Annotated in this window: 22 protein-coding genes and 1 pseudogene; 1 reads left to right on the top strand and 22 read right to left on the bottom strand. The window is 59.9% G+C overall.

The window, feature by feature from the left end:
- The 11 genes and pseudogenes from L9Z73_RS08940 to L9Z73_RS08890 all read right to left on the bottom strand — a co-directional run.
- Positions 1-387, bottom strand: a pseudogene (locus L9Z73_RS08940) (F0F1 ATP synthase subunit alpha); the annotation flags it as partial.
- Entirely contained in the window at positions 378-1,157 is a 780-nt protein-coding gene (locus L9Z73_RS08935) for a F0F1 ATP synthase subunit delta (RefSeq protein WP_247398858.1), read from the bottom strand. The gene L9Z73_RS08935 and the pseudogene L9Z73_RS08940, both read right to left, overlap by 10 nt.
- A 3-nt stretch (positions 1,158-1,160) precedes the next feature.
- Positions 1,161-1,451, bottom strand: coding sequence for a F0F1 ATP synthase subunit C (locus L9Z73_RS08930; RefSeq protein WP_247398855.1), 291 nt, complete (start codon positions 1,449-1,451; stop codon positions 1,161-1,163).
- 40 nt (positions 1,452-1,491) lie between these two features.
- Positions 1,492-2,193 (bottom strand): F0F1 ATP synthase subunit A, encoded by a 702-nt coding sequence (locus L9Z73_RS08925; RefSeq protein WP_247398850.1) that lies wholly within the window; start codon positions 2,191-2,193, stop codon positions 1,492-1,494.
- On the bottom strand, positions 2,177-2,509 hold the full coding sequence (locus tag L9Z73_RS08920; protein ID WP_247398849.1) for an ATP synthase subunit I: 333 nt from the start codon (positions 2,507-2,509) through the stop codon (positions 2,177-2,179). The genes L9Z73_RS08925 and L9Z73_RS08920 overlap by 17 nt, the downstream gene beginning before the upstream one ends.
- Positions 2,502-2,864, bottom strand: a complete 363-nt coding sequence (locus tag L9Z73_RS08915) for an AtpZ/AtpI family protein (protein WP_247398846.1) — start codon at positions 2,862-2,864, stop codon at positions 2,502-2,504. Before L9Z73_RS08915 ends, L9Z73_RS08920 begins: the two co-directional genes overlap by 8 nt.
- Positions 2,861-3,265 carry a F0F1 ATP synthase subunit epsilon gene (locus tag L9Z73_RS08910; RefSeq protein WP_247398843.1) on the bottom strand — a complete coding sequence of 135 codons (405 nt, stop codon included), beginning with the start codon at positions 3,263-3,265 and terminating at the stop codon, positions 2,861-2,863. The genes L9Z73_RS08915 and L9Z73_RS08910 overlap by 4 nt, the downstream gene beginning before the upstream one ends.
- Complete coding sequence (gene atpD / locus L9Z73_RS08905; protein ID WP_247398840.1) at positions 3,246-4,697, bottom strand: F0F1 ATP synthase subunit beta; 1,452 nt, start codon at positions 4,695-4,697, stop codon at positions 3,246-3,248. Before atpD ends, L9Z73_RS08910 begins: the two co-directional genes overlap by 20 nt.
- Before the next feature lie 504 nt (positions 4,698-5,201).
- Positions 5,202-5,975, bottom strand: coding sequence for a cyclic nucleotide-binding domain-containing protein (locus L9Z73_RS08900; protein ID WP_247398837.1), 774 nt, complete (start codon positions 5,973-5,975; stop codon positions 5,202-5,204).
- 28 nt (positions 5,976-6,003) lie between these two features.
- A complete protein-coding gene (locus L9Z73_RS08895; RefSeq protein WP_247398834.1) occupies positions 6,004-6,582 on the bottom strand; it encodes a GNAT family N-acetyltransferase in 579 nt (192 codons plus the stop codon).
- 51 nt (positions 6,583-6,633) lie between these two features.
- Entirely contained in the window at positions 6,634-8,166 is a 1,533-nt protein-coding gene (locus L9Z73_RS08890; RefSeq protein WP_247398832.1) for an NAD(P)H-hydrate dehydratase, read from the bottom strand.
- Positions 8,167-8,801: 635 nt separating this feature from the next.
- Here L9Z73_RS08890 and L9Z73_RS08885 point away from each other — a divergent pair.
- Positions 8,802-11,219 carry a response regulator gene (locus L9Z73_RS08885; protein WP_247398829.1) on the top strand — a complete coding sequence of 806 codons (2,418 nt, stop codon included), beginning with the start codon at positions 8,802-8,804 and terminating at the stop codon, positions 11,217-11,219.
- A 151-nt stretch (positions 11,220-11,370) separates the two neighbouring features.
- On the opposite strand, the gene L9Z73_RS08880 is transcribed toward L9Z73_RS08885, so the two are convergent.
- The 11 genes from L9Z73_RS08880 to L9Z73_RS08835 all read right to left on the bottom strand — a co-directional run.
- Complete coding sequence (locus tag L9Z73_RS08880) at positions 11,371-12,285, bottom strand: SGNH/GDSL hydrolase family protein (protein ID WP_247398826.1); 915 nt, start codon at positions 12,283-12,285, stop codon at positions 11,371-11,373.
- 132 nt (positions 12,286-12,417) lie between these two features.
- On the bottom strand, positions 12,418-12,996 hold the full coding sequence (gene mbnC / locus L9Z73_RS08875) for a methanobactin biosynthesis protein MbnC (RefSeq protein WP_247398823.1): 579 nt from the start codon (positions 12,994-12,996) through the stop codon (positions 12,418-12,420).
- Positions 12,993-13,805 (bottom strand): methanobactin biosynthesis protein MbnB, encoded by an 813-nt coding sequence (gene mbnB / locus L9Z73_RS08870; protein ID WP_247398820.1) that lies wholly within the window; start codon positions 13,803-13,805, stop codon positions 12,993-12,995. The genes mbnC and mbnB overlap by 4 nt, the downstream gene beginning before the upstream one ends.
- 62 nt (positions 13,806-13,867) lie before the next feature.
- On the bottom strand, positions 13,868-13,963 hold the full coding sequence (gene mbnA / locus L9Z73_RS31300) for a methanobactin (RefSeq protein ID WP_345894157.1): 96 nt from the start codon (positions 13,961-13,963) through the stop codon (positions 13,868-13,870).
- Positions 13,964-14,103: 140 nt separating this feature from the next.
- Positions 14,104-15,240 carry a methanobactin export MATE transporter MbnM gene (locus L9Z73_RS08865; protein ID WP_247398817.1) on the bottom strand — a complete coding sequence of 379 codons (1,137 nt, stop codon included), beginning with the start codon at positions 15,238-15,240 and terminating at the stop codon, positions 14,104-14,106.
- Positions 15,237-16,124 carry an MbnP family copper-binding protein gene (locus tag L9Z73_RS08860; RefSeq protein WP_247398815.1) on the bottom strand — a complete coding sequence of 296 codons (888 nt, stop codon included), beginning with the start codon at positions 16,122-16,124 and terminating at the stop codon, positions 15,237-15,239. The genes L9Z73_RS08865 and L9Z73_RS08860 overlap by 4 nt, the downstream gene beginning before the upstream one ends.
- Positions 16,125-16,140: 16 nt before the next feature.
- Positions 16,141-18,279, bottom strand: a complete 2,139-nt coding sequence (locus tag L9Z73_RS08855; protein WP_247398814.1) for a TonB-dependent hemoglobin/transferrin/lactoferrin family receptor — start codon at positions 18,277-18,279, stop codon at positions 16,141-16,143.
- Between the two features lie 72 nt (positions 18,280-18,351).
- Positions 18,352-18,759 (bottom strand): DUF2946 family protein, encoded by a 408-nt coding sequence (locus L9Z73_RS08850; protein WP_247398811.1) that lies wholly within the window; start codon positions 18,757-18,759, stop codon positions 18,352-18,354.
- Positions 18,760-19,437: 678 nt separating this feature from the next.
- Positions 19,438-20,019 (bottom strand): putative natural product biosynthesis protein, encoded by a 582-nt coding sequence (locus L9Z73_RS08845; protein ID WP_247398808.1) that lies wholly within the window; start codon positions 20,017-20,019, stop codon positions 19,438-19,440.
- A gap of 208 nt (positions 20,020-20,227) precedes the next feature.
- Positions 20,228-20,617, bottom strand: coding sequence for a DUF2946 domain-containing protein (locus L9Z73_RS08840; protein ID WP_247398803.1), 390 nt, complete (start codon positions 20,615-20,617; stop codon positions 20,228-20,230).
- 348 nt (positions 20,618-20,965) lie between these two features.
- The coding region (locus L9Z73_RS08835) for an NAD(P)/FAD-dependent oxidoreductase (protein ID WP_247398800.1) at positions 20,966-21,418 on the bottom strand (453 nt) is incomplete at its 5' end.

The following is a 21,418-nucleotide window of genomic DNA, read 5'->3' as shown; positions in this document are numbered from 1 at the left end:
CGAGTTATAGCCCAGGGCGCGGCCGAGCGGATCGATCACCCGCCCCAGCAACGCATCGCCCACCGCCACGTCCATCACTCGCCCGGTACGTCGTACTTCTTGACCGGCGCGCAGGTGAGCCGAATCGCCCAGCAGCACCACATCGACGCCCTCCTCGTCCAGATTGAACGCGATGCCCGACAAACCGCCGGGAAATGTCAGCAGCTCCTCGAACCCCAAGTGCGGCAACCCTTGGATACGGGCAATGCCGGTGGACACGCTGACCACTGTGCCCACTTCATGCAGGGCCAGATGCGGCTTGAAGTCCTGGAGTCGTTGGCTGATAAGGCTGAACGCCTCTTCCTCGGCGTGTTGCCGCGTAGCGTCGACAGGCGCGATCATTGGCATGTGCGCCCCGTTGAGGATTGTTGCTCTGGCACATCTGAAGACAGCGCTTGAAGGTAGTCAGCAATGCTCCAGGCCAGCGTCAGCCCCTGCACGTTGATTTCAATACCACTGACCAGTTCAGGCGCGGTCTCGAACTTGAGCACAATGGCCTGCCCGACCCACTCATCCAAAGCAGACTGGATCAAGCTCTGCTGCGCGGCTGGCAAGTCGAATGCGCTGCGCACTCGTGCCGGCTCGTCGTTGGACGTGGCCTTCAAGGCGGCAGCCAATTCGTCTCGCGCAGGTCCGTCAAACGTATGCAGGCGCTGGAGGAAGACCTCACAAGCGCGCTGCTCCAGGCTGACCGACGCCAAGTCGCCGAGCACCCGGCGTGAGATGTCGTAAACCTGTCGTTGCGTCTGACGGACTAAATTGGCGTGCAGATCCTGCGTGTGTGCCAACAGTGCTTTTGCGCTCATCTCACGTGCAGCGTCTGCGGCGCTGCGAGCCTCGGCCAACAGGCGCACACGTTCATCGTTTGCTTGCGCGACGGCCTTACTCAATAGGGCCGCCCGTTGTTCGTCAAAAGACTGGTTCTTTTTCTCGAACTCGTCTTGCTGCTGGTGGGCTTTGGCCTTGGTGTCGGCAGCGTCTTTGAGCTCGGCAGCAATCTTCGCTTCTCGCGCAGCGATGGCGTTCAGCACCGGCTGGTACAGAAAACGCTTCATCAACCACACCAGGATGAGGAAATTCAGCACTTGGGCGGCGACGGTGAACCAGTCGATGAGCACGGTCTATTTACCTGCCGCCTGGGCAACCGACGCGATAGCGGTATTCCAGAATGGGTTGGCGAAGATCAGGATCATCGACACGACAAAGCAGTAAATGGCGGTTGACTCGATCATCGCCAGGCCGACGAACAAGGTGCGCGTGATGGTCGCTGACGCATCGGGCTGTTGAGCCAGTGACGTGAGCGCCACGGACACCGCCTTGCCCTCGGCCAATGCCGGGCCCATGGTACCGAAGCCGGTGGTCAAGCCGGCCATGACAATCGAAGCAATGGCGATCCAGGTGAGAGAGTCCATAAGGGGCCTTTATGTGAGTTGAAGGAGGTGTCGCAGTGGCTCAGGACCCCGCTGCCGGTGCAGGCTTCGTGGACGCTGTGCTGCTACGGGTGGCCGCAGCGATGTACACCGCCGCTAGAATGGTAAAGATGTAGGCCTGCACCATGCCGGTGAGTAAGCCCAGCACTGTCATCACAATGGGGAAAACAAACGGCGTGATCGATAACAGGATGGCGATGATCATGGCGCCGCTCATCATGTTACCGAACAGGCGTACCGCCAGGGCCAACGTGCGCGAGGCTTCACTGATGAGGTTGAAAGGCAGCATGATCGGCGTCGGCTGCATGTACGACTTCATGTAAGCCCCAAGTCCCTGGCTGTAGATACCAAACATCGGCACCGCCACCAACACGCACAAAGCCAATGCTACGGTGGTCGACAGCGAAGCGGTGGGCGGTTCGAAGCCAGGGACCACGGTGCCCAGTGCCGAAGCCGCGACAAACAGGAACAGCGTGCCGAGAAAGCCCAGGTAACGGCGCGGATGCTTGAGGCCGACATCCTTGATCTGGCCGACAATTGCCGTCACGACGATCTCCAGCAGGTTTTGCCAGCGCGAGCGTTCGTGGCCTGTGGCTAGGCGGCGTGTGATCAGCGCTGCACCCAACACCAGCACTGCCATCAGTGCCCAAGTGAATACAATCGTGGCATTGAGCTTCAAGAAGCCATCCTGCCAAAAGATCCACGCATCAGGCGTCAGGCGCATGGCGATGCTCCGGCGAATGCGCTGCCTTGGCGGCTGCGGTCGGTTGTGTAACGCGCATGACGACGGCACGCGCCACCAGGAAACCCAGCATGCACAGCCCGAGGCGCACAGGTTGGGCGGCACCGACGACATAGAAGCCAAGCAATACGACGGCGGTTCGCAGGATGAGGCTGCCAAGGAACCAGCGTGCCGGGGTCGGCGACGAGGCACCGTGGCGCACGGTCCACCACAGCCCGCCGAAGAAAATTCCACCCAGCGCGCCACCGGCCAACAGCGCGCCCGCCCCAGCCAGTACCCAGTTGCCGTAGTCAATCATCATCCTGCTCCTTATCATCGAGTTCGTCGTGCATGGCCTGGTCTTCCCTGGCCACCCAGTGCCACGCGTTAAAGCAGCCGATTGTCAGCCCCGCCACCAACAACGCCAGGGTCCACGAACGGCCGCCGGACGGGTGGTGCTGCTGGTCGAGCCACAGTCCCAGGGCTGCGCCCAGTAATGTGGGGACAACCACTGACCAGCCGATCAACCCCATCATGCCCAGCCCAAACCACACGCCAGGTGTAGCGCTGCGGCGCGCCTTGAGTTTACGGGCAGCCTTGGCGCCGACCTGTTCGGCCAGTGTCGGGTCGCCTGGTACAGGCGTGGACGGTGGGCGCTTCGGGTTCTGCTTCATGACCGGCGATCGCGTAATGACGCGAAGCGGCGCATGAAACCGCTCTCCAGGCGAGCCATGGTCGCGCGCATGGCGACTTCTTGCGTATCCAGTGTCAGAAACTCCTGCGCGACTGCGTCGTGTAGCCGGGACAGATCATCGCCACGCACTGCCCGCCGCGCCGAGATCACCACGTCCTGTCCGGTCTTGACCAACACTCCTGCGTCCAGCGCGAAGAACACTTCACCGTGGGCTTCGCTCTGAAAGCTGAGGATGCCTGGCACAAGCGCCGCGACACAGTCCAGGCGCCTGGGCAATAGGCCGAACGAACCTTGCACCGTCTCGACGACGATTCGCGACACGTTCCTTTCAACCGCGAAAATTTCGAACGGCAGCAATACTTTAAGTGTCATCAACGGCATGACTATGCTCCTCGGGGGTCTCAGGCGTGGCCTTCGCCTTGGCTTCATCGACTGCGCCGATCATGTAGAGCGCGCTTTCCGGGAAGTCCTTGAACTCGTCTGCCAGGATGCGCTCACACCCCTCCAGCGCGTCCTGCAGGCTGACGAGCTTGCCGGGCATGTTCGTGAATTGCTCGGTGGTGAAAAATGGCTGGGTCAGGAAGCGCTCCAGGCGACGCGCGCGCGCTACCACCTTGCGGTCATCCGGCGACAATTGCTCAAGCCCGAGCATAGCGATGATGTCTTTGAGTTCTGCGTACTGGGCAAGCGTGCGGCGGATAGCCTGTGCGAGCCGGTAGTGGCGCTCGCCGACAATGCCCGGCGTGAGCATCTTCGAGCTGGACTGCAGCGGATCGATGGCTGGAAACAGGCCTTCGCTCGCGCGTTTGCGCGACAAGACAATCGATGCCGAGAGGTGCGAGAAGGTGTGTACCGCCGCCGGGTCGGTGAAGTCGTCAGCCGGCACGTAAACCGCTTGAATAGAGGTGATAGCGCCGCTGTCAGTGTTGGCGATACGCTCTTCCAGCGCCGCGAGTTCAGTGCCCATCGTCGGCTGGTAACCCAAGCGAGACGGCATCTGCCCCATCAAGCCGGAAACCTCGGAACCGGCCTGGATAAAACGAAAAATATTGTCGACGAGCAGCAGCACATCGCGGTGTTGGTCGTCGCGAAAGTACTCCGCCATCGTCAATGCCGCATGCCCGACCCGGAAGCGCGCCCCAGGCGGCTCATTCATCTGGGCAAAAATCATCACCATGTTGGGCAGCACACCGGCGGCCTTCATCTCTCGATAAAGCTCTTCGCCTTCTCGTGAACGCTCCCCGATGCCGCAAAAGATGCTCACGCCTTCCTGGTGGCCGATCATGTTGTGGATCATCTCGGTCAGCAGCACCGTCTTGCCGACGCCCGCGCCACCGAACAGGCCGGCCTTGCCGCCGCGCTCCAGAGGGGATAACACATCAATGGCTTTGATGCCGGTCTCGAACACCTCGGATTGGGTGGAGCGGCGTACCAGCGGCGGTGGCGCCTGGTGTACCGAGCGCCACTGCACGGCGTCCAGCGCGGGCTGGCGATCGATGGTATTGCCAAAAACGTCGAACATGCGCGACAGGATCTGATTGCCCACCGGCGCTTTTAACGGGCCTGCGGTGTCTTGCACGCTCATCCCTCGCGCCAACCCCTGGGTGGGCGTCAGTGCAATGCCACGCACGTGGTGTTCGTCGCGCTGGGCCAAAATCTCGATGATCACCTGGCCGGCATCACCGGCGCGCAGCAGGGTATGGATGGGCGGCAGCACCGCATCGAAACGAACATCCACAACGCTGCCGCGCACGGCAGTCACCACGCCGACGTTCACTGCACCGCTCTCGGGCGTCACCTGGCGTTGCGTCATCTCGCAGCTTCCTGTTCGGTTGTCGTGGCGAGCCGGGGTGCAGCCTTGCTCGGTCAATGAGCGCGTGCCGGAGCAGCAGGTTAGCCAGGCCTGTTCAGGGGCGTTGGGCGAGCGACAGTAACCATCAACGACACAGCGACTGGCCGATTGAGTGGAGGAATGACACCCACTCGAGCTGAGGGCACAGACGATGCCGAAGGTCGCCCGGGCGTGCGGCGGCCGCGCAACGCCTAAATATCCACCCGGCTCCACAATGGCAGAGCCCCAAGTTAGCGGCCTGACAGGCTACAGAGTAGTTCGGAAACTACCTACAAGCGATCTTGAGTAGCACTACAACGCCGTTGTCAGAGGGCCATCCCACGCCGGGAGAAGGTGGAAAAGGCTCGCGATCGCGCTGCGCAGGTGTCATGCGGGCACAGGAGGTTCGGAAACTACTTAGTGGCTCTTTGCAGTGATGCTCGGGCATTTAATTGATCGGTGGCCCCTTGAGCGCGCCTTTGGCGCTTATGACTCAGGTGTTTGACCACGCTGGCAAAGCGCTTTCAGCAGAGGCAAATCCATGATTTCGACGCTACGCCCTTCGACCGCCATCAAGCTCATTTCGCGCAGACGCGCAATGGCTCGGCAAATCGTTTCGGACCTTACGCCAATGGACAAGGCAATATCCTCACGTGACATACGCAACAGAAAGCGGTGCGCGGAGTACCCCCGCTGCGCAAAGCGCTTGGACAGCCCCAACATGAAGATTGCCAAACGCTCTTCTGCGTTGTAGTGCCACAGCGTGTATAGCCTGCTCTGGCCCTGGGTAATTTCTCGGCTAAGCATTCTGCTCAAGCTCAAGCGTAACGAGGGCACCTCGCGGGCAAGCTGTTCCAAGCGCTGATAAGGGATCATATAAACTTCGCTGTCTTCCAGGGCGACTGCCGAGCACACGTGCGGTTCGCCGGTAATTGCTTCCAGCCCTATCGGTTCTGCGGACATGGGGAATCCGGTGACCAGGCTGAACCCTTGTTCGCCGACTAGAACAGTTTTGAAACTGCCGGACCGCACAAAATATAGATACCGCGCATTGACCCCTGCGTGATAAAGCTCAGCGCCCTTTGCAATGCGCACGGTGTGAGTGATTAATTCATCGAAGCGTTCACACACCTGCTCAGAACACTCCGACGATAAAAACACCTCGCGAATGGCGCAGTGATCAGCGGTTTTTACCGATGGTTGGGGCAGTAATGGAAACGACATCACAGGCCTGGTTTGATGGGTAGTGATCAGCATCATGCACACTCCGGCTTCGTTCACTGAGGCGTTACCCAAAGGCGGGTGTCAGGTCGAGTTCGTAAATAATTTCGTCATCGCCAGTCGCCGGGTATCGGCCATGAAACCCAAGGCTTCGAGCCAGGCGATGCATTCCAAAGTTATTGCTCTGATGAACCGACATCATTTTTTTGAAACCATTTTGCCGGGCCGTAACGATTAGGTGCTGCATCAACAGCGTGCCCACGCCCTGACGCTGCCAACGGTCGGCTACAACCACTGCGCAATCACACTGCTGGGCATCCGCTGCGACGGCATAGCGACTGATGCCAACTTCACACAACAGGCCATTCTCATGAATCATCGCGATGTAAGCGGTACGGTTGCGGTAGTCCACGTCCATCATTTGATCCAGGAGCGGCACCTGCGCCGCCCCTATTACCCCGAAAAAACGCGTTCGAAACGACTCGGCGGACAACTGTCCCATGAACTGGAACTCAAGTTGCCGGTCTTGTGGATGCAACGGGCGAATCAGCACATGGGTGCCGTTGTTCAACGCCTCTATCCAATGCTCGTGGGGTGGTTCATCGCCGAGCGCCGCGAGAATTTTTTCTACTGCATCGTCCGTCATCTGACCAGGCCCTGTATCAATAAGTGAAAGACTCGGGCCGAAGGTTCACGGCTACCGATTTCGCAAAACACTGTCGCGTACCTGACAAGCCTCCACAGAGCTGTACAACCGACGGAAAACGATCGGCAGTAAATCCGGTAAATCCTCTGCCAATAATCCGGGACCACATTCGGCCGCCGCCGCGCCGTGCAGCCAGACACCCGCCGCCGCTGCCGTAAATGCCGACATTCCCTGGGCCAACAACCCCAGAATGATGCCACCCAGAACGGCGCCGGAACCCGCAGTGGCCAAGGCTGAAGGCGCATTGTTGTTGATGATTGCCCGCCCATCAGGCGCCGCGATCACGGTGTCACTGCCCTTGAGCACAACCACCGCCGAGCAGCGCAGGGCTGCTGCTCGGGTACGGCTTAGCTTGTCGCCGGCGGGGTCAAAGATTCGGCGGAACTCACCGTCATCGGGCGTCAGCACACACGGCCCCTGTATCGCACGATCCAGCGCCGCAGGGTCATCCTGAAAGACCGTAATGGCATCGGCATCAATCACCGTGGGCCGCGCCGTTGCAAGCATCGCCAAGACGTGGCCAAACGTGTCTTTGTTGACCCCGGCACCAGGGCCGACCAACCAAGCGGAAAAACGACTGCCGTTGAGTAAATGACCAAAGTCTTCCGGCGTCACCCAGGGATGCACCATGATGCTATTGAGCGTCGCGGCATAGACAGGTAGCGCTATTTCAGGCACGGCAATGCTTGTCAGGCCCGCTCCGGCTCTTGCTGCACCTCGGGCCGCCATGCGAGCGGCCCCGGTCATCGGGTAGCCACCAAATACCAACGCATGCCCGCGACTGTGTTTATTGGAATCGGCATGAACGCGCGGCAGGTCGGCCAGCCACAACGCGGGATGATTCTCAAAGGCCAACGGTGCGAGGGCATCGAGCACCGACGTGGGCGTGCCAATATCGGCAACAATGACTTCGCCGCACAAGTCCCGCCCCGGCAGCAACAGGTGGCCTGGCTTCTTGCGGAAAAACGTCACGGTCAGCACCGCCTTTACGGCTCCAAGCGCTTCCCCGGTGTCGCCCATCACACCGCTGGGCGTATCGATTGCGACAATCGGTACGCAGCCGCGTCCGGCGGCGGCCAGGGTGTCCAGCGCCTGCCCTTCCAATGGGCGGCTAAGACCCGCGCCGAATAGCGCGTCCACCACCAATTCGGCCCCTTCAAGTACCGACGGGCTCAATGCCTCAACCTCCCCGACCCACCGCTGTGCATGCTGCCTGGCCTCGGCCTGGAGACTGAACCGGCTACCCAGCATTGCCACCCGCACTGGCCAGCCAGCTTCAGCCAGCAAGTGCGCGACGACAAACCCGTCACCGCCGTTATTGCCTGGCCCGCACAAAACCAACAGCGGCCTGGGAGTCCAGCGGCACCCGATTTCGCGCGCCACAGCCGCTCCGGCATTGCCCATCAACTCGAAAGACGACACGCCGGCAGCAACCGAAAGCCGGTCAGCCTCCGTCATCTGCCGCACGGTTAACACGGCGGTCTGGCGACTGCTCGGTTCAGACTCTGCATTCAACCGGTTCATGTTTTTCACCCTCTTAAACAGCACCCCAATCAATGATCGCCCGCGATGGAACGCCACTGCATTCAGGGCGCTAAAAACGCGGGTTGATCGCCGACAGCGGGCGCCATTCAATAGCGGCCTTGACCTTGCCTTGGGCTACGAAGTCCGCTGCAGAGCCATGCAACTTAGGCGCCTGGTTACGAGTTCATTCGCGACACTGACGCCTCCCCGCGCTACTGTCTACTCATTGGCACGTCCGGCCTTTTTGAAATGAGTCCTCTCATGGTGGCGCTCCTTTTAATCTGAAGAGTCGGGGCTGACTAGGCGCAACTGCGTAGATCACGGTATTCGTTTGCGGGATATCGCAGCAGGCTCGGAAACTACTCAGGTTCCGGTGGTTAGGCAGGCCGACGCAGTTAACAGCGAACCGCTGATCGCAGATATTGGCGCTGACGGCAACGGAATCAACGGTCTCTCCCCAGCAAAGTCGAGATAGCGTTTAACCGGCCATCTGTTGACGCAATTTAAACGCCCTTAAACACCTTTAAACGCCTTAAACGGCCTAGCCGCACGAATGCGAGATTGCGTAGCACTCAAAGGGGTGTAGTCTCAAAACAGAGGTGTTCCTTCGGAACGCAGTGATACGGAAAATCACAATGCCAGTTCGCCGTCCACTCGATGCGGGAACGGCCACGCCCGAGGTGCCTACACGACCACCTTTAGCTGACGCTGCAACACGGGGCCAGAAAAAGGCATCTACACCTCAAATGACCACGGAGCCCCTTGACCGCCTACGCTCACTTAACAGTGAAAACGAACAGCTGCGGCGTTCACTGGAACAGCAACGGGCTGCCTCACAGGTTGCTTTAGGCGTACTCCACAGCACCCACATTGCAGCCATTCTGCTCGACGCAGATCTGAATATCCGCTTGTTCACGCCCGCCAGTCAGCCGCTGTTCAATATCCTTAGCCAAGACATCGGGCGACCACTGGCAGACCTTCGCCCCATGGCCACTGATCTCAATCTGCTGGATGACGCCAGAACCGTCATGCGTGACAGGGTTGTTTTGGAGCGAGACGTTGAGTCACGTGATGGCATGAGTTTTGTCCGCCGTATTTCGCCCTACAACCTGCAACACGATTGTGTTGAGGGCGTGGTCATCACCTTTACGGAGGTGGGCGAAAAAAAACAGCTGACGCAGGCACTCGAAAGGGCCACGCAACAAGCCAAGCAGGCGACGACGACTCGGTTACGCTTTCTCGCATCGACGAGCCATGATCTGCGTCAGCCTTTGCAGACGCTCAAGTTGTTGCAGGGTCTGTTGCTGGGAATGCTTAAAGATGAGAAACCTCGAAAACTGACCGCGAGAATTGGCGAAACGGTGGGGGCAATCTCCGGAATGCTTAACGCGCTTCTGGATATCAACCACATTGAAACAGACGCTAATGGAGCAAACCCCTCAGACTTTCGCATCAGCGATTTGCTGGATCGGCTCGCCGATGAGTTCAGCTACAAAGCCGGCGCTAAAGGTCTGAAACTCAAGGTAGTACCCTGTCAACTCATCGTAGAAAGTGACCCACGCCTGCTTGAGCAGATGCTGCGTATCTTGCTGTCCAATGCGCTGCAACACACCCATGAAGGCCGCATACTCTTGGGCTGCCGCCGCCACGGCGGGTGGCTCAGTATTGAAGTCTGGAATTGCGGCACAGGGACGCAGACGTCCAAGCCGGTGCCCTCCCCAGGACGCTACTTGCCTGTCGACCACACAGTCCAGGCAAATGCGCCAGGTTTGCTGATCGTTAAGCAACTGTGCTCAGTGCTAGGACATCGACTGCGCACTCAATCAAGTCAAGCCAGAGGGTCGGTATTTTCCATCGATGTGACGTTTTCTCGTCCCGCCATCTCGTCACCAAATGCTCAGCTAGAAACAGATCTAAAAGAGAACGCCCTGACGCACGACGGTGAAATGATCCTGATTGTCGAAGATGATGTCGAGGTGCTCGAACTACTGGGCATGCTACTCAAGTCCGAAGGTTATCAAGTGGAGATGGCTGTTGACGGGCTGACCGCTCTGGAAAGCGTTACCCAAGGTGGCGTGCAACCTGATCTGATACTCGCTGACTTTAATTTGCCGGGCTCGTTGAATGGCTTACAAGTCATCACTCAACTGCGCAAAACACTGCATCGCAGCATGCCTGCGATCATTCTCACGGGTGATATTTCTCATCAAACCGCGCGGGACGTAGCCTTTGAGCACTGCACTCAGCTCAACAAGCCAGCGAAACTTAAAGAGATTATTTTCGTCATTACATCTCTGCTTGAACAACAGCGTTTGGTGATTGCCCAAGGTGAACGCCGCCAGGAAGCCGAAACCGCCGACACAGAAACATCCATCATATTCGTCGTTGATCGCGACGATTTTTTTCGCAATACCATCCGCAGTTTGCTCGAATCCAAAGACTATCGAGTTCAGGACTATGCTTCGTGCGAGGCGTTCCTGGAGGAATACTCTCCCGGCCTACGCGCGTGCTTGCTGGTGGATGCAAACCTGCCTGGAATGCAAAGCCTTGAACTCATCCACCGACTGAGAAGCAATGGCGATGAACTGCCAACTGTCATGATCAGCGACAGCCACGACGTTTCACTTGCCGTGAATGCGATGAAGGCCGGTGCATCGGACTTCATCGAAAAGCCCTTTAGTCGCAATGAGGTTCTGCAAATAGTCGCGCGCGCTCTGGAGCACTCGCAGGACGCAAACAAAAAAATGGCGTGGACTCAGAACGCAACCCATTGCATCGACAGTCTTACTTTTCGACAGCGTCAAATCATGGACATGGTACTTGCAGGGAAGCCGAGCAAAAACATTGCAGTAGAGCTCGGAATCAGTCAGCGCACGGTTGAAAATCATCGCGCTTCAATTATGACTCGCACTCACTCCAAATCGATTCCTGCACTGGCGCGCGTCGCACTTGCGGCCCACTCCAGGGCCGGCACTAATTCGGTCTTCGAGGAGAAGGCGCCACCTAACGTTTTTAGCCATCCGGGCAACACATCTTCGGGACACCAACGCTAAGCGCGATTGTTTCCGCATGATTTACCCCATTGCGCCCAGTTCAAAAGCGCGAGGGCTAGCTAGATCGCCTCAGACTGACTGATATCTCTGCCTTGGTGATTTGCGCGCGCCGCCCTGGGCGCGCTCGTCGGCGATGACCTGATAGAGAACCTCAGCGGTTGGCCTTCAGCGTTTCAAGCATCGCCTCGGCGGCCAGCGTGTGGACTTTGCGGGTCGGGTGCCATTCATCCCAGTAGTAGTGGGCATCGGGATGTTCACATACCGGCTTGACGTCCGGATAGGTGGCTTGGCACGGAGTATCCAGATCCTTCAAGCCCGCAACATCGGGGGCTGCACGAAGCCTGTTGCTGAAGGCCAGGTGGTCAAAGTAACTAATACTGACGTGATGGGCTTTAGCCAGTGTTGTTAACACGGCGGGCAGCTTTTGTTCGAGTATCTGCTGGTACTCTGTTGCATTCTTGACTTGATTGCCCTGCACCACAGCCGGCACATGACTCAAATCCGTAGTCCCCACGACCATCACGTGCTTCGCGCCGGCGCCAATCAGCGTCTCGGTAGCCTTTTGTATATTCGCCACGCTGTTCTGGCTTAGCACGTCAATCGATTCTGGGTGCGAGAAGTCAGCCCATTCAAAAAAATCGTTTGCTGAGATGAAAATAAAATAGAGCGCATTCGGATCCGCTTTGTGCGTTTTCGCGGCGTTCAGATGATCGGCGATTTGGCCAAAAACCCCAGTGTCGCGAGATGGCTCCATCCAGGCATAGTAGTTGCCGTTGCCGCTCTTGGCGCCGCCAATACCGTAGTCGGTCAAGTCGGTTTTCAAAGCGTGAGCCAGGTCCTCTACGGCGGTGGGGCCATTGCTCCAGCGTCCCTTCCAGTACAACGAGCCCGGTAGTTCCTGTGCGTCTTTGACCTTCTGCGTGGCCAATAGTCTAGTGAAGGTTTGACCTGCACCATTGTCAGAGTAACTGTCACCGAACGCATAAAGATGATCGTAACTGGGGGCGCCAAATGCGGTTGAGGCAGTCAGCGTCAATAAAGCGGCCAAGCAAGCGCGTCGAGTCATTGATATTCTCCCGGGGCATCACCTTAGACTACCGGTCTGCGACGTTTTGCCTTGCACCAGTTGCGACCTATGTTTAGCCGGGTGCGCAAGCACTGATCTGTTCGCGACAAGTGGTAGCGAGTCAGCGGACCTTCAACGAGGCACATCGGTCCAGCCGGGAAATCCCTCTTCCAGGTTGCGACCGGTCACCGTGAAAAAGCCAAAAGGCGTCGCAGGCGTCGGCAGCGGCTCGGACAGTTCAATCTGCTCGACCTCCCTGGCGCCTTCTAGCGAACGGGTTTTCCAGGCGCAAACCAGGTCAGGCAGATTCGCGGCTGCCAGGATGATGCCGTTCGACTCAGAGCGATCACCGGTGGCCCAACGCGCGGCCGAGGCGCCCATCAGGCTGTAGCGCAAGGCCGGCGTCAGTTGCTGCCGGAACTGCGATTGTTGCAGCCAGACATCGACCCACAGGTAATACGTCCAGTTGAGCGACAAGCGCTGCTCGGCGGCCCAGCTCATGAACGGACGGAATATCGCCAGCCCATCGGCCCCCGAGAGTTCCAGCAGGCCCGGGCAGATGTCGAACAATGTGTGCCAATAGACCCGCAGGCTGCTGTCGATACGCACGAATGCGCGCGAGTCGCGAGGGTAGTCGCCCTGGCGTTCAGGCACGCTCAAAGCATGCAGCAGGTCCGAGTCGGTTCGGGGAAATAAACCCAGTGCGCTCATGACCGAAGCCCCTGTGACGGCGGCGCAAAGACGCCGCGCAGGCGTTGCAGGTCGGCCACGATCTCGTGCTCGTCAAAGCGCTGGTCTCGTTCGTAGGTCATGGTCGCGTGTGGCGTGTCGAACTGCGTTCGGTAACGCTGGAGAAAGCCAAGGGTGGCATCAGACAGCGCCTGATCGTGGGTATCGAGGATCAGATGAGGCTGCAGGATCGATAGGTTGTAGCCTGCCGTATGGAAATGCGATGACGATTCGATAACGCCCTCCCAGGCCTCCAGCGGTACCCCGCAGTTGAGATGTGCGCAGACCGCGTTCGACGCATCGAACAGCACCCCGGCCCCGGTATCGCGGTAAAGCCGTTCATGAAAGGCCGGCGCATCGTGGCCGCCATCCATGATCGAAGGGTAGTTCTCCAACAGCAGTTGGCAGCCCAGCGCCTGTTGCCACCAGTCGACCCGTTCGCGCACCCGCGAATAATCGTTGATGTAGTCGATCTCTGCCAGGTGGTAGAGCTGGCGCCCCTCGTGGCTAAAGCGCGCCACGTGGTCGGAGACATACAACGGCCGTAGTCGGTCGATCAGTTCACGCAAGCGATAGGCCAGGCGCTCAAGCGCGGGCGTGTCGTTTTCGATGAACTTGGAAAACATGATGTGAAAGCCCACGGGGGCGGCAAAACCGTCCATGAGCTCTTCGATGGGTACGGCCAGGAAATTGTCGATCAGCAGCTCGACATAGTCGATGTGCCTGCCGGCCAACAGTTTTCGCACCAGCGGCGCGGTGTCGCCCAGGGTGTAGTTGAAGCCGATTAGCATGGTCCTGCACCTCCTTGGTCTAGAAACCTCCACGGGCACGCTAGCCCCGTGGAGGGAATGTTTCAGTTCACGCCAAGAGGGGCGCAGCACGACGCGCAGCAGGCACCGGCACGACCAGCGATTTGCAGGGTGTGTGTTTTCGCGATTTTGATGCTCATCGGGTGTTGCTCCTTTTCAATGCGCGGATATCCGCGGTTTGGCGAATTCGCCGTGTATGTGCAGCAGGGTTGTCGCCGCTTCGGTTTGACGACAGGCAACCTCCTTGCTCCCGACGGGAACGGCCGTGGTTGGGTTCGGATCAGTGCTTGTGCTTCCAGGGATCACTGAAGCGTGGGTCGTTGAGCAGCGATTCATCGGTCAAGGATTTGAGGAAGGCCAGCAAGTCCTGCTTTTCCTGCGGGCTGAGGTCAATCCTCGCAATCAACCCGCTCTTGTACGGATTCAGTCGCCCATCCCCCCGATTCGGGCCGCTCTCGATGACTCGTCCCCCTGCAGAATAAGTGTCGATCACCTGTTCCAGGGTGGCGATGCTGCCGTCGTGCATATATGGCCCGGTGACCGCCACATTGCGCAGGCTGGGCGCGCGAAACGCCCCCATGTCCTGGGGCTGAGCGGTGCTCTCGTAGAGCCCGCGATTGGGAAACGGAAAACCGCCCGCCCCGTCGATGTTATAGAGCCCGGTGTTGTGAAACTGGGTTTCCACTACCCGGCTCTTGGCGTGCACCACCTGGTCGTTGAAGTTGAAACTGCCATGACAGTGGTGACACTCGGCCCGCTCGCCAAAGAACAGCGTCATGCCGCGTTGCTCGGCCCCACTCAAGGCTGCCCTGCCCTGCAAGTAGCCGTCATAACGACTGTCCACCGACACGATAGAGCGCTCGAAGGCTGAGATGGCCTTGATCACCGAGGCCATATTCAGCGGCTGCGCCTGATCCGCGAAGGCTTCCTGGAACAGCGGCGGGTATAACGGCTCGGCCCGCAAGCGTTCGAGGATCAGTTGGCGATTACCGTCGTTAACCCCCATTTCGATTGGGTCATCACCGAACAATGGCACCTCCATCTGCCGCTCCAACGTCACGACCGCCGGCGCCGCCCAGTTGTAGGTGGCGTTCCACGCACTGTTGGCCAGGCCGGGCGCATTGCGGTGGGTCAACAGCCCGGTACCGCCTTCGGAAAGCGCCTTTGCGTCGGTGAAGGCGCGTTCCTGCTGGTGACAGGAGGCACAGGAACGGTTGCCGTCAGCGGACAGCCGCGGGTCGTAAAACAAGCGCCGGCCCAATTCGACTTTGACAGCCGACATCGGGTTGTCCTCTGGCACCCGGGGCGCCGGTACGTGGGACGGCAGTTCCCATGCCCAGTCCTGGGCCGACACGGGCCAAGCCAGCGCCAGGCTCAAAAACAGCCCGCCGGTCAACCGCAAGCAGTCTCGATTCATGGCTTTTGACGCGCCGAAAACGCAGAGGAATAGGCGGGCTCAAGGGGCGAGCCGCTGTTCAACGACACCCCCAGGCGCTTGAACACCGCGACGCACTCAGGGTCGGTGGGCCCGCTCATGCAACCCACAGCGGCGCCCTCGTCCACGGCCAGGCGACTGTCCCGGAACAACGCGGCCACATCCAGCACCACCGCTTGCGTTGCCGGGTCAAACCCGTCGAAGCGCAAAGGGATACGGTTAGCCCGCTGACACGCCACCGTTTCGCCGGTCACCGGGTTGCCGCTACAGCCGGTGGAGCCCAGGTGCAGGTACCAGGTGTTGGCCCTTGAACCATCGGCTTTGCTGACCCCGCCTTCGGGGTCGAGTTCAAGCTTGATGAACTTGCGACCGGCCTGCCAGCTCCACCCCATGGCCGCCAGGTCCAGCGGTGCCCCTTGCAGCTCGGTGCTGGTGTGATTCAGGGACGGCGAAACGCCCAGGGTCAAGCTCACGCCGCGATAGTGTCCGGCCGGTACGCTGCCGATGACCTGGGTGTTGGTCGCTGGCGTGCCGCCGACGCAATGACCGCTGCCGTCCTCAAAGTCGAGCAACGCGACCTTGGCGTCCTGCCAGTCATTTACCTGCAAGCGCAGGGGCACGGGCTTGCCGGTGTCATCGATCAATGCCACGTCCTGCACATAGAACCGCGCATCGCGCAGCGACACCCTTTTCTGGTCGCGCCCCAAAGGCCCAAAGGCAGCGCCACAGCGCAGCGGCTGCTCACCGGCCACGAGCGCAAAGCTCAGGCTCACCGATTGTTCCGGGGGCGCCTCGGGAAGTTGAGTCGCACAGCCCGCCAGGCACGCCACTGTGGTCAGGGCCAGGCTTACAAATAATGAACGCATAATTGGGCTCCGGGGGTCAGAAACGTGCGCTCAAGGCGAGGTTCACGCTGCGGCCTTCCTCATAGGTGAAGGTATTGGCCAAGGACTGCTGGTAGGTGCTGTAGACCTTGTCGAACAGGTTGCTCACCCCCAGGTCGACGCGGTATTGCTTGTACTCATAGGCCGCGCCGATGTCGTGGATCACATAGCCCTTGCGCCGCCGCAGCTCGGTGGCGTCATAGTCCTGCGCCCAAACGTATTGCCCCTGGTAATTCAGCGACCAGTTGTCATCCACACGGTACTGGCTACCCAACACAAACTTGTCGGGCGGCGCGTACAGTTGAGTACCGGTCTCGGCGTTCCTGGAGCGCAACCGCGAGTAGCCGGCGCCCAACGACAGGCGCTGCCAGCGATAGCTCAATTCAAACTCACCGCCATGGCGCTCGGCCTGCGCCACGTTGACTCGCTGAAAGACCATGCCGGTTCCGGCAAACGGCGCCTGACGGCTGTAGACGCCCACCACTTTCTGATCGATCAGGTCGTCAACGTCCTCGGTAAAGTAGGTGACCTTCGCCCGCAGGCTATCGCCACCGGCCACAAGGTCGTCGAAGGACAGCGTCGCCCCCACTTCCTTCGTCTTACTGGTTTCTGGTTTGAGGCCGGGGTTGGGGCGGAAGTTGAACAGCGCCCGCCGGGTGTTCAGGTTGCCGAACATCTCGGTCATGGTCGGCGCGCGAAAGGCCTCGCCATAGCTGACAAATACTCCCAGGAACTCCCAGGGCTGGTACTTCAAGGCGACTTTGGGCGAGAGCCGGTTATGGCTGGATTCCTCCTGGCCGGGAGACGTCAGGCGATAGTCGTCGTGGCGCAGGGCCGCGATCAGGGTCCAGTCGTCTAGGAAAGCCATTTCGTCCTGTAGAAAGCCGCCCAGGGCACGCATCTGCCCATTGGGCAGGACGCTGTTGGACTGACCGTCGGAGGCGTTTTCATTGGTGTCGCGGTAGCCATCCACCCCATAGGTCAACCGATGGGACGACCAGGCCCCCGCATCGAAGCGACTGCTGTTCTGCAGGCTGGCCCCCAGGGTCTTGGTCTGGGTCGACGTGGTGGGTTGAGCGGGCACCGAACGGCTGTCGCCATCAAGGGTGAAGCGAGTCTGGTAGAGCGCCAGTTTGCCGTTCAGCAGTTGCTGCTCGGCGTCCTGGAACGCCCAGTTGGCGTTGTACTGTTCCTGCTCGCGCTGGAGCTTCTGCGAAAACGGAAACAGCAGGTTGCCACCTGGGTTGGTGGGGCCGACCATCTCATCCGAGAAGCGTTGGTAGCCCAGCTCGAAACGGTTCAATTCATTCGGCGAGAAGCTGGTTTTGAAAAGGCCGCTTTTGAGTTGCCCGTCGTTCGGATACTTCGCGTCATCGCCACTCGCCCCGGTGTGAATAGTGCCGTAGTCGCGGTAAGTGGCACTGGCGAGAATATCGGCCCGCTCACCGCGCGCAGCCACGGTCAGGTTACTCGACAGCTCTTCGTTGGCACTGTGATAGCCGGCCTTGATCCGGCCTCCCAGGGTTTTGCCCGGGTCAAGAATATCCTCGACGCCCAGCGTCTCGATCGCCATCACCCCGCCCAGCCCACCACTGCCGTAAGCAGCAGACATCGGGCCGCGCACCACGTCGATCTGCTTGATCAAGTCAGGATCGATCAGCAAGGGCGTATTCACCCCGCCATCATTGTTACGCCGTGCGCCATCTACCGTGAGGATGATCCTTGGCCCCTGCAGACCACGGATCGCCGGGCTTTGCGACGCGGCCCGGGGACCACCGCCGTAATTCACGTTGGGCAAGGTCCGCAACACAGTGGACAGCGTATTGGCTTGGGCATTCTCCAGTTGCTGGCGATCGACGGTAGACACCGAAGCAGGTAAAGCAAAGCGGCTATTGGGGGTGCGGGTTGCAGTGATCGTCGTGCTGTCGAGTTCGTAGGGCAATGGCGCGTCGTCATCGGTAACGGGCTGCGCATAGGCACCCGTGACAGACAACGCGCACGCAACGGCCAATAGCGACAGCGCTAACCGATCGACGTCCGGCCCGACTTTGATGCCAGGCAGGGTCTGAGGAAAACGGCGCGCAGTATTCGGTTCGGCAACGCGCAAGGCGGCCGCGACCTGGGTCATAGCAGGCATGACAGGACTTCCAAAACAAATCAGGCAAAGCGCCGAGCCCCGAACACTCAGAGACGGCGTGGAGAGCGCAAATCAAGCGATGCTGGGAGGGGCCCGGGCCTGAGAAATCTCAAAGGTGGTGACAACAACGGGGTTGGTGTGTGCGATCGCGGCATAAAGGTATTGACCAAGCACGAACGCCGGCAGAACGGGAACCGCAGGCGTCAGGGCGAGTCCGCCGACAAAGGCACACAGCGCACAGCCGGGTGAGGCGTCCGGGGCTTCCCTGTCATCCTGGCTCTGCCCGGTACGGGCGTTGAAGTCGGCAAGGGACAGGCTCTGCATGCCGTTGGCCGTGCAAATGACCACCCGCTCGCCCGTTGAAACGGCGATTGGCACGGGCATGCTGGCCCAGGCCAGGGCTTGAAACAGGCATGCAAACAGGCAGACCAGAAGGCCGAGGGTGGGCCGAGCGTGCTGCGGGTACCTGTTGGAGAGCATGCAAGAATCCCTGCAATTGTTATGTCGTCAGCAATGCCCGTGGACAGGACATGTTCCGTGCTTCAACCGTTAATCTGCAGAGCCCGCAACCGCGGGTTGAGGCTCGAGGAGCGCCAGGAACCATGCGGTTCCTGGCGCTCATTAACGCGACCAAAACCCTGCCAAGGGAAAATGTCGTGTCGACGCAGAATCTAGCATGCCAGTGCGCGCCACCTAACCTGCGACAAACCACCACAGGCGGCGCCTCACTGCACAATGAAGAACCGCGCCTTGGCGCTCTCCCCTCCTGACTGTGGCGGGCTGTCGCACTGCGGCTCCTCGTTCAACGGCAACGAGCGCAGCACCGAACCCGATGAACCTGGCTCATGAACGCCAAACCGGCACGCGGGCGAGTGATGAGCGGGTTTATCAGGCAAAAAAAAGCCCTCTGGGAAGAGGGCCTGGCAACCGGCACATGAACGGGTTCAAATGCCGCGCCTCGAGCTACCGTGGAAGTGTCTGCCTCCGCTCAAAGCCTGCACACTTTATGAGCGCAGTCTCAGGGCGACAACTGCGACAATCTGGCACATCGCGCGCGCTAATCGGCCCGATCCGCGCTGCTGGCGGCGCTAGCGATCAATGCTGATCAGGTGTGGTGCTTTGTCGCAGCTCACTGGCGCCCCCTGGGTCAACACCACGTCAAGGAATCGGCAACCATCGGCGAAATCCCACGCCGCCCTTGCCGGTCAACGGGCACCAGGCAAAGTCCCAGGGCACGGGCGGAAACTCCTCCAGATCCGCTTCAAGCCCGGGCACCGGACGAGGCGCCTGCTTCCAATCGAACACCATTTCCGGCGCGCCCTGCCAGGCCAACACCAGCCCCCGAGCCTGGCTGTCATCGCTATTGATCCAGCGTGCCGCCGCAGCGCACATAAACGACTCGATGTGCTCTTCGTTGATCCGCGCCTGATACTTGGAGCCCAGGAGCCAGCGGCATACGCTCAGGTAATAGGTCCAGTTCAACGGCGGATGATTACGATAGGCCCAGGTCATGAAGCCGCGAAATATATTCAGGCCATCGGGCGGATCGAGTTTGAGCAAGCCGGGGCACACATCGAACAAGGTGTGCCAGTAAGGCAACAGTCGGGCATCCAGGTGTACGAAACTGCGCGCATTGCCTGGGTAATCCGGAAACGGCAGCAAAAAGTCCGCTTGATTACGCAGACGCGAGGCTTTGCTGACCAATCGCGAAGCCCCCGATGGAACGGCTAGCGCGCACATGGCGACCTCCGGCCGATTGGCGCAGTTGCGAACTTTGCGTGTTTTTTTGCGTAAACGGCCGCAGCCAATCCTGGCAGTAGCCGGCGATTGAGACGTGCCAATACATGAGCCATTGTGTGCTCCTTCCCGTGTCACCTTTAACCGTGGATCCCCCGCAACGCCTGGCTGACCGGGGTCGACAGGCACAAGGGGGCTTAGACAAACGCGGTCATGCGCAAAGTGCGGGGGAGGCTCTGGGATTGGCCGAGGGCCAGGAATAGCGCGGGGGGGCCTTGCAGCGCAGTTCGCGGTCAGGCCGGCGTACCGACCCGATCCGCAGCATCCAGCTCAGACAGAACAGCAAAGCGATGCTCAAGGTCACAGCCGAGCAGATCGGACAGGCAAAACTCCCGGCCCAGCCACTGGCGGACAGATCGGCGGGATCCGCTTTCGAGGCCGGCGCGGGACTGCCCACAGACGAGCAGAACTGCCCGCCTACCCCATTGAGCGCCAAGCCCATCGTCTGTCCGTGCGCCAAACCGCAGGCGAACACATTGAACAGGACGCAAAAATACAACGTCCAGGCAATGAGCGAGCGGTCTGAGCGGGTCAGTTTCATGGCGGCGACTTTACCACCGAACAGCCGGTCGATTGAAGCGCAACCAACGTCGCACAAAACGGTTACGCTGCCGCACCGGGTAGCCGCGACAGCATTGGATCAGGCAACTTTCAGGGCATTTACATGGGTAAATCGCGCAACAAAGGCGTTGTCGGCATAGCGCTTCAACGTGCGTGCCACCAGGCAGGTGAATAGCGGTTCGCAGTTATGGACGACAACGTCATGGTCCATCAACGCAAAGGAAGCCGACGTGCTGTGGGCGAAGAAGAAGTCGGTCGGCGCAGCGTCCAGGCCGGCCTTGTAGCGTTCGATGATGCGGTCGGTTTTCCAAAGCCTGAGCGCGGCCCTTCAATCGATAAACCGCTGCAGCGCAAACGGCGCCATCGCCGCCGGCATCTCCCCCGTCAACACCCACTGCGCAATTGCTTGCCCAAACAACGGCGCAAATTTGAAGCCATGCCCGCTCAACCCTGCCGCGACCATCAGCCCCGGCGCGCGTGGGTCCGGGCCGAGCAGCGGATTACCATCCGGCGTGTCGTCGAAGAACGACACGCGGCGCCCGACGGGTTGCGCACCCAGCAGACGCGTCAAGCGTTGCGCGGCGCCGTCACGGTAGGCCAACACCTGGGTGTCGCTGAAGGTGCGATCGAAGGCATCCGGGTCGATGGGCACACGTTCGGCGCCGCTCAACGAGCCGATGAAGTAAATGCCCGGACTGTCCGGGCGCAGGTAGAAGCCGGCGTCGCGGTCGCAGTAGCCCGGCATCGGCTGATCTGCGCCACACACCTCGACAATGCCCAC

The organism is Pseudomonas emilianonis (assembly GCF_023072625.1).
GTDB classification, from domain to species: Bacteria; Pseudomonadota; Gammaproteobacteria; order Pseudomonadales; family Pseudomonadaceae; genus Aquipseudomonas; species Aquipseudomonas paraveronii.
This window is presented reverse-complemented; position numbering and strand designations above follow the sequence as displayed.

Coding starts and splice junctions, on each gene's coding strand:
- L9Z73_RS08930 (WP_247398855.1), bottom strand. CDS start 1,451: ATGGACTCTCTCACCTGGATCGCCATTGCTTCGATTGTCATGGCCGGC.
- L9Z73_RS08925 (WP_247398850.1), bottom strand. CDS start 2,193: ATGCGCCTGACGCCTGATGCGTGGATCTTTTGGCAGGATGGCTTCTTG.
- L9Z73_RS08920 (WP_247398849.1), bottom strand. CDS start 2,509: ATGATTGACTACGGCAACTGGGTACTGGCTGGGGCGGGCGCGCTGTTG.
- L9Z73_RS08915 (WP_247398846.1), bottom strand. CDS start 2,864: ATGAAGCAGAACCCGAAGCGCCCACCGTCCACGCCTGTACCAGGCGAC.
- L9Z73_RS08910 (WP_247398843.1), bottom strand. CDS start 3,265: ATGCCGTTGATGACACTTAAAGTATTGCTGCCGTTCGAAATTTTCGCG.
- atpD (WP_247398840.1), bottom strand. CDS start 4,697: ATGACGCAACGCCAGGTGACGCCCGAGAGCGGTGCAGTGAACGTCGGC.
- L9Z73_RS08900 (WP_247398837.1), bottom strand. CDS start 5,975: ATGATGCTGATCACTACCCATCAAACCAGGCCTGTGATGTCGTTTCCA.
- L9Z73_RS08895 (WP_247398834.1), bottom strand. CDS start 6,582: ATGACGGACGATGCAGTAGAAAAAATTCTCGCGGCGCTCGGCGATGAA.
- L9Z73_RS08890 (WP_247398832.1), bottom strand. CDS start 8,166: ATGAACCGGTTGAATGCAGAGTCTGAACCGAGCAGTCGCCAGACCGCC.
- L9Z73_RS08885 (WP_247398829.1), top strand. CDS start 8,802: ATGCCAGTTCGCCGTCCACTCGATGCGGGAACGGCCACGCCCGAGGTG.
- L9Z73_RS08880 (WP_247398826.1), bottom strand. CDS start 12,285: ATGACTCGACGCGCTTGCTTGGCCGCTTTATTGACGCTGACTGCCTCA.
- mbnC (WP_247398823.1), bottom strand. CDS start 12,996: ATGAGCGCACTGGGTTTATTTCCCCGAACCGACTCGGACCTGCTGCAT.
- mbnB (WP_247398820.1), bottom strand. CDS start 13,805: ATGCTAATCGGCTTCAACTACACCCTGGGCGACACCGCGCCGCTGGTG.
- mbnA (WP_345894157.1), bottom strand. CDS start 13,963: ATGAGCATCAAAATCGCGAAAACACACACCCTGCAAATCGCTGGTCGT.
- L9Z73_RS08865 (WP_247398817.1), bottom strand. CDS start 15,240: ATGAATCGAGACTGCTTGCGGTTGACCGGCGGGCTGTTTTTGAGCCTG.
- L9Z73_RS08860 (WP_247398815.1), bottom strand. CDS start 16,124: ATGCGTTCATTATTTGTAAGCCTGGCCCTGACCACAGTGGCGTGCCTG.
- L9Z73_RS08855 (WP_247398814.1), bottom strand. CDS start 18,279: ATGCCTGCTATGACCCAGGTCGCGGCCGCCTTGCGCGTTGCCGAACCG.
- L9Z73_RS08850 (WP_247398811.1), bottom strand. CDS start 18,759: ATGCTCTCCAACAGGTACCCGCAGCACGCTCGGCCCACCCTCGGCCTT.
- L9Z73_RS08845 (WP_247398808.1), bottom strand. CDS start 20,019: ATGTGCGCGCTAGCCGTTCCATCGGGGGCTTCGCGATTGGTCAGCAAA.
- L9Z73_RS08840 (WP_247398803.1), bottom strand. CDS start 20,617: ATGAAACTGACCCGCTCAGACCGCTCGCTCATTGCCTGGACGTTGTAT.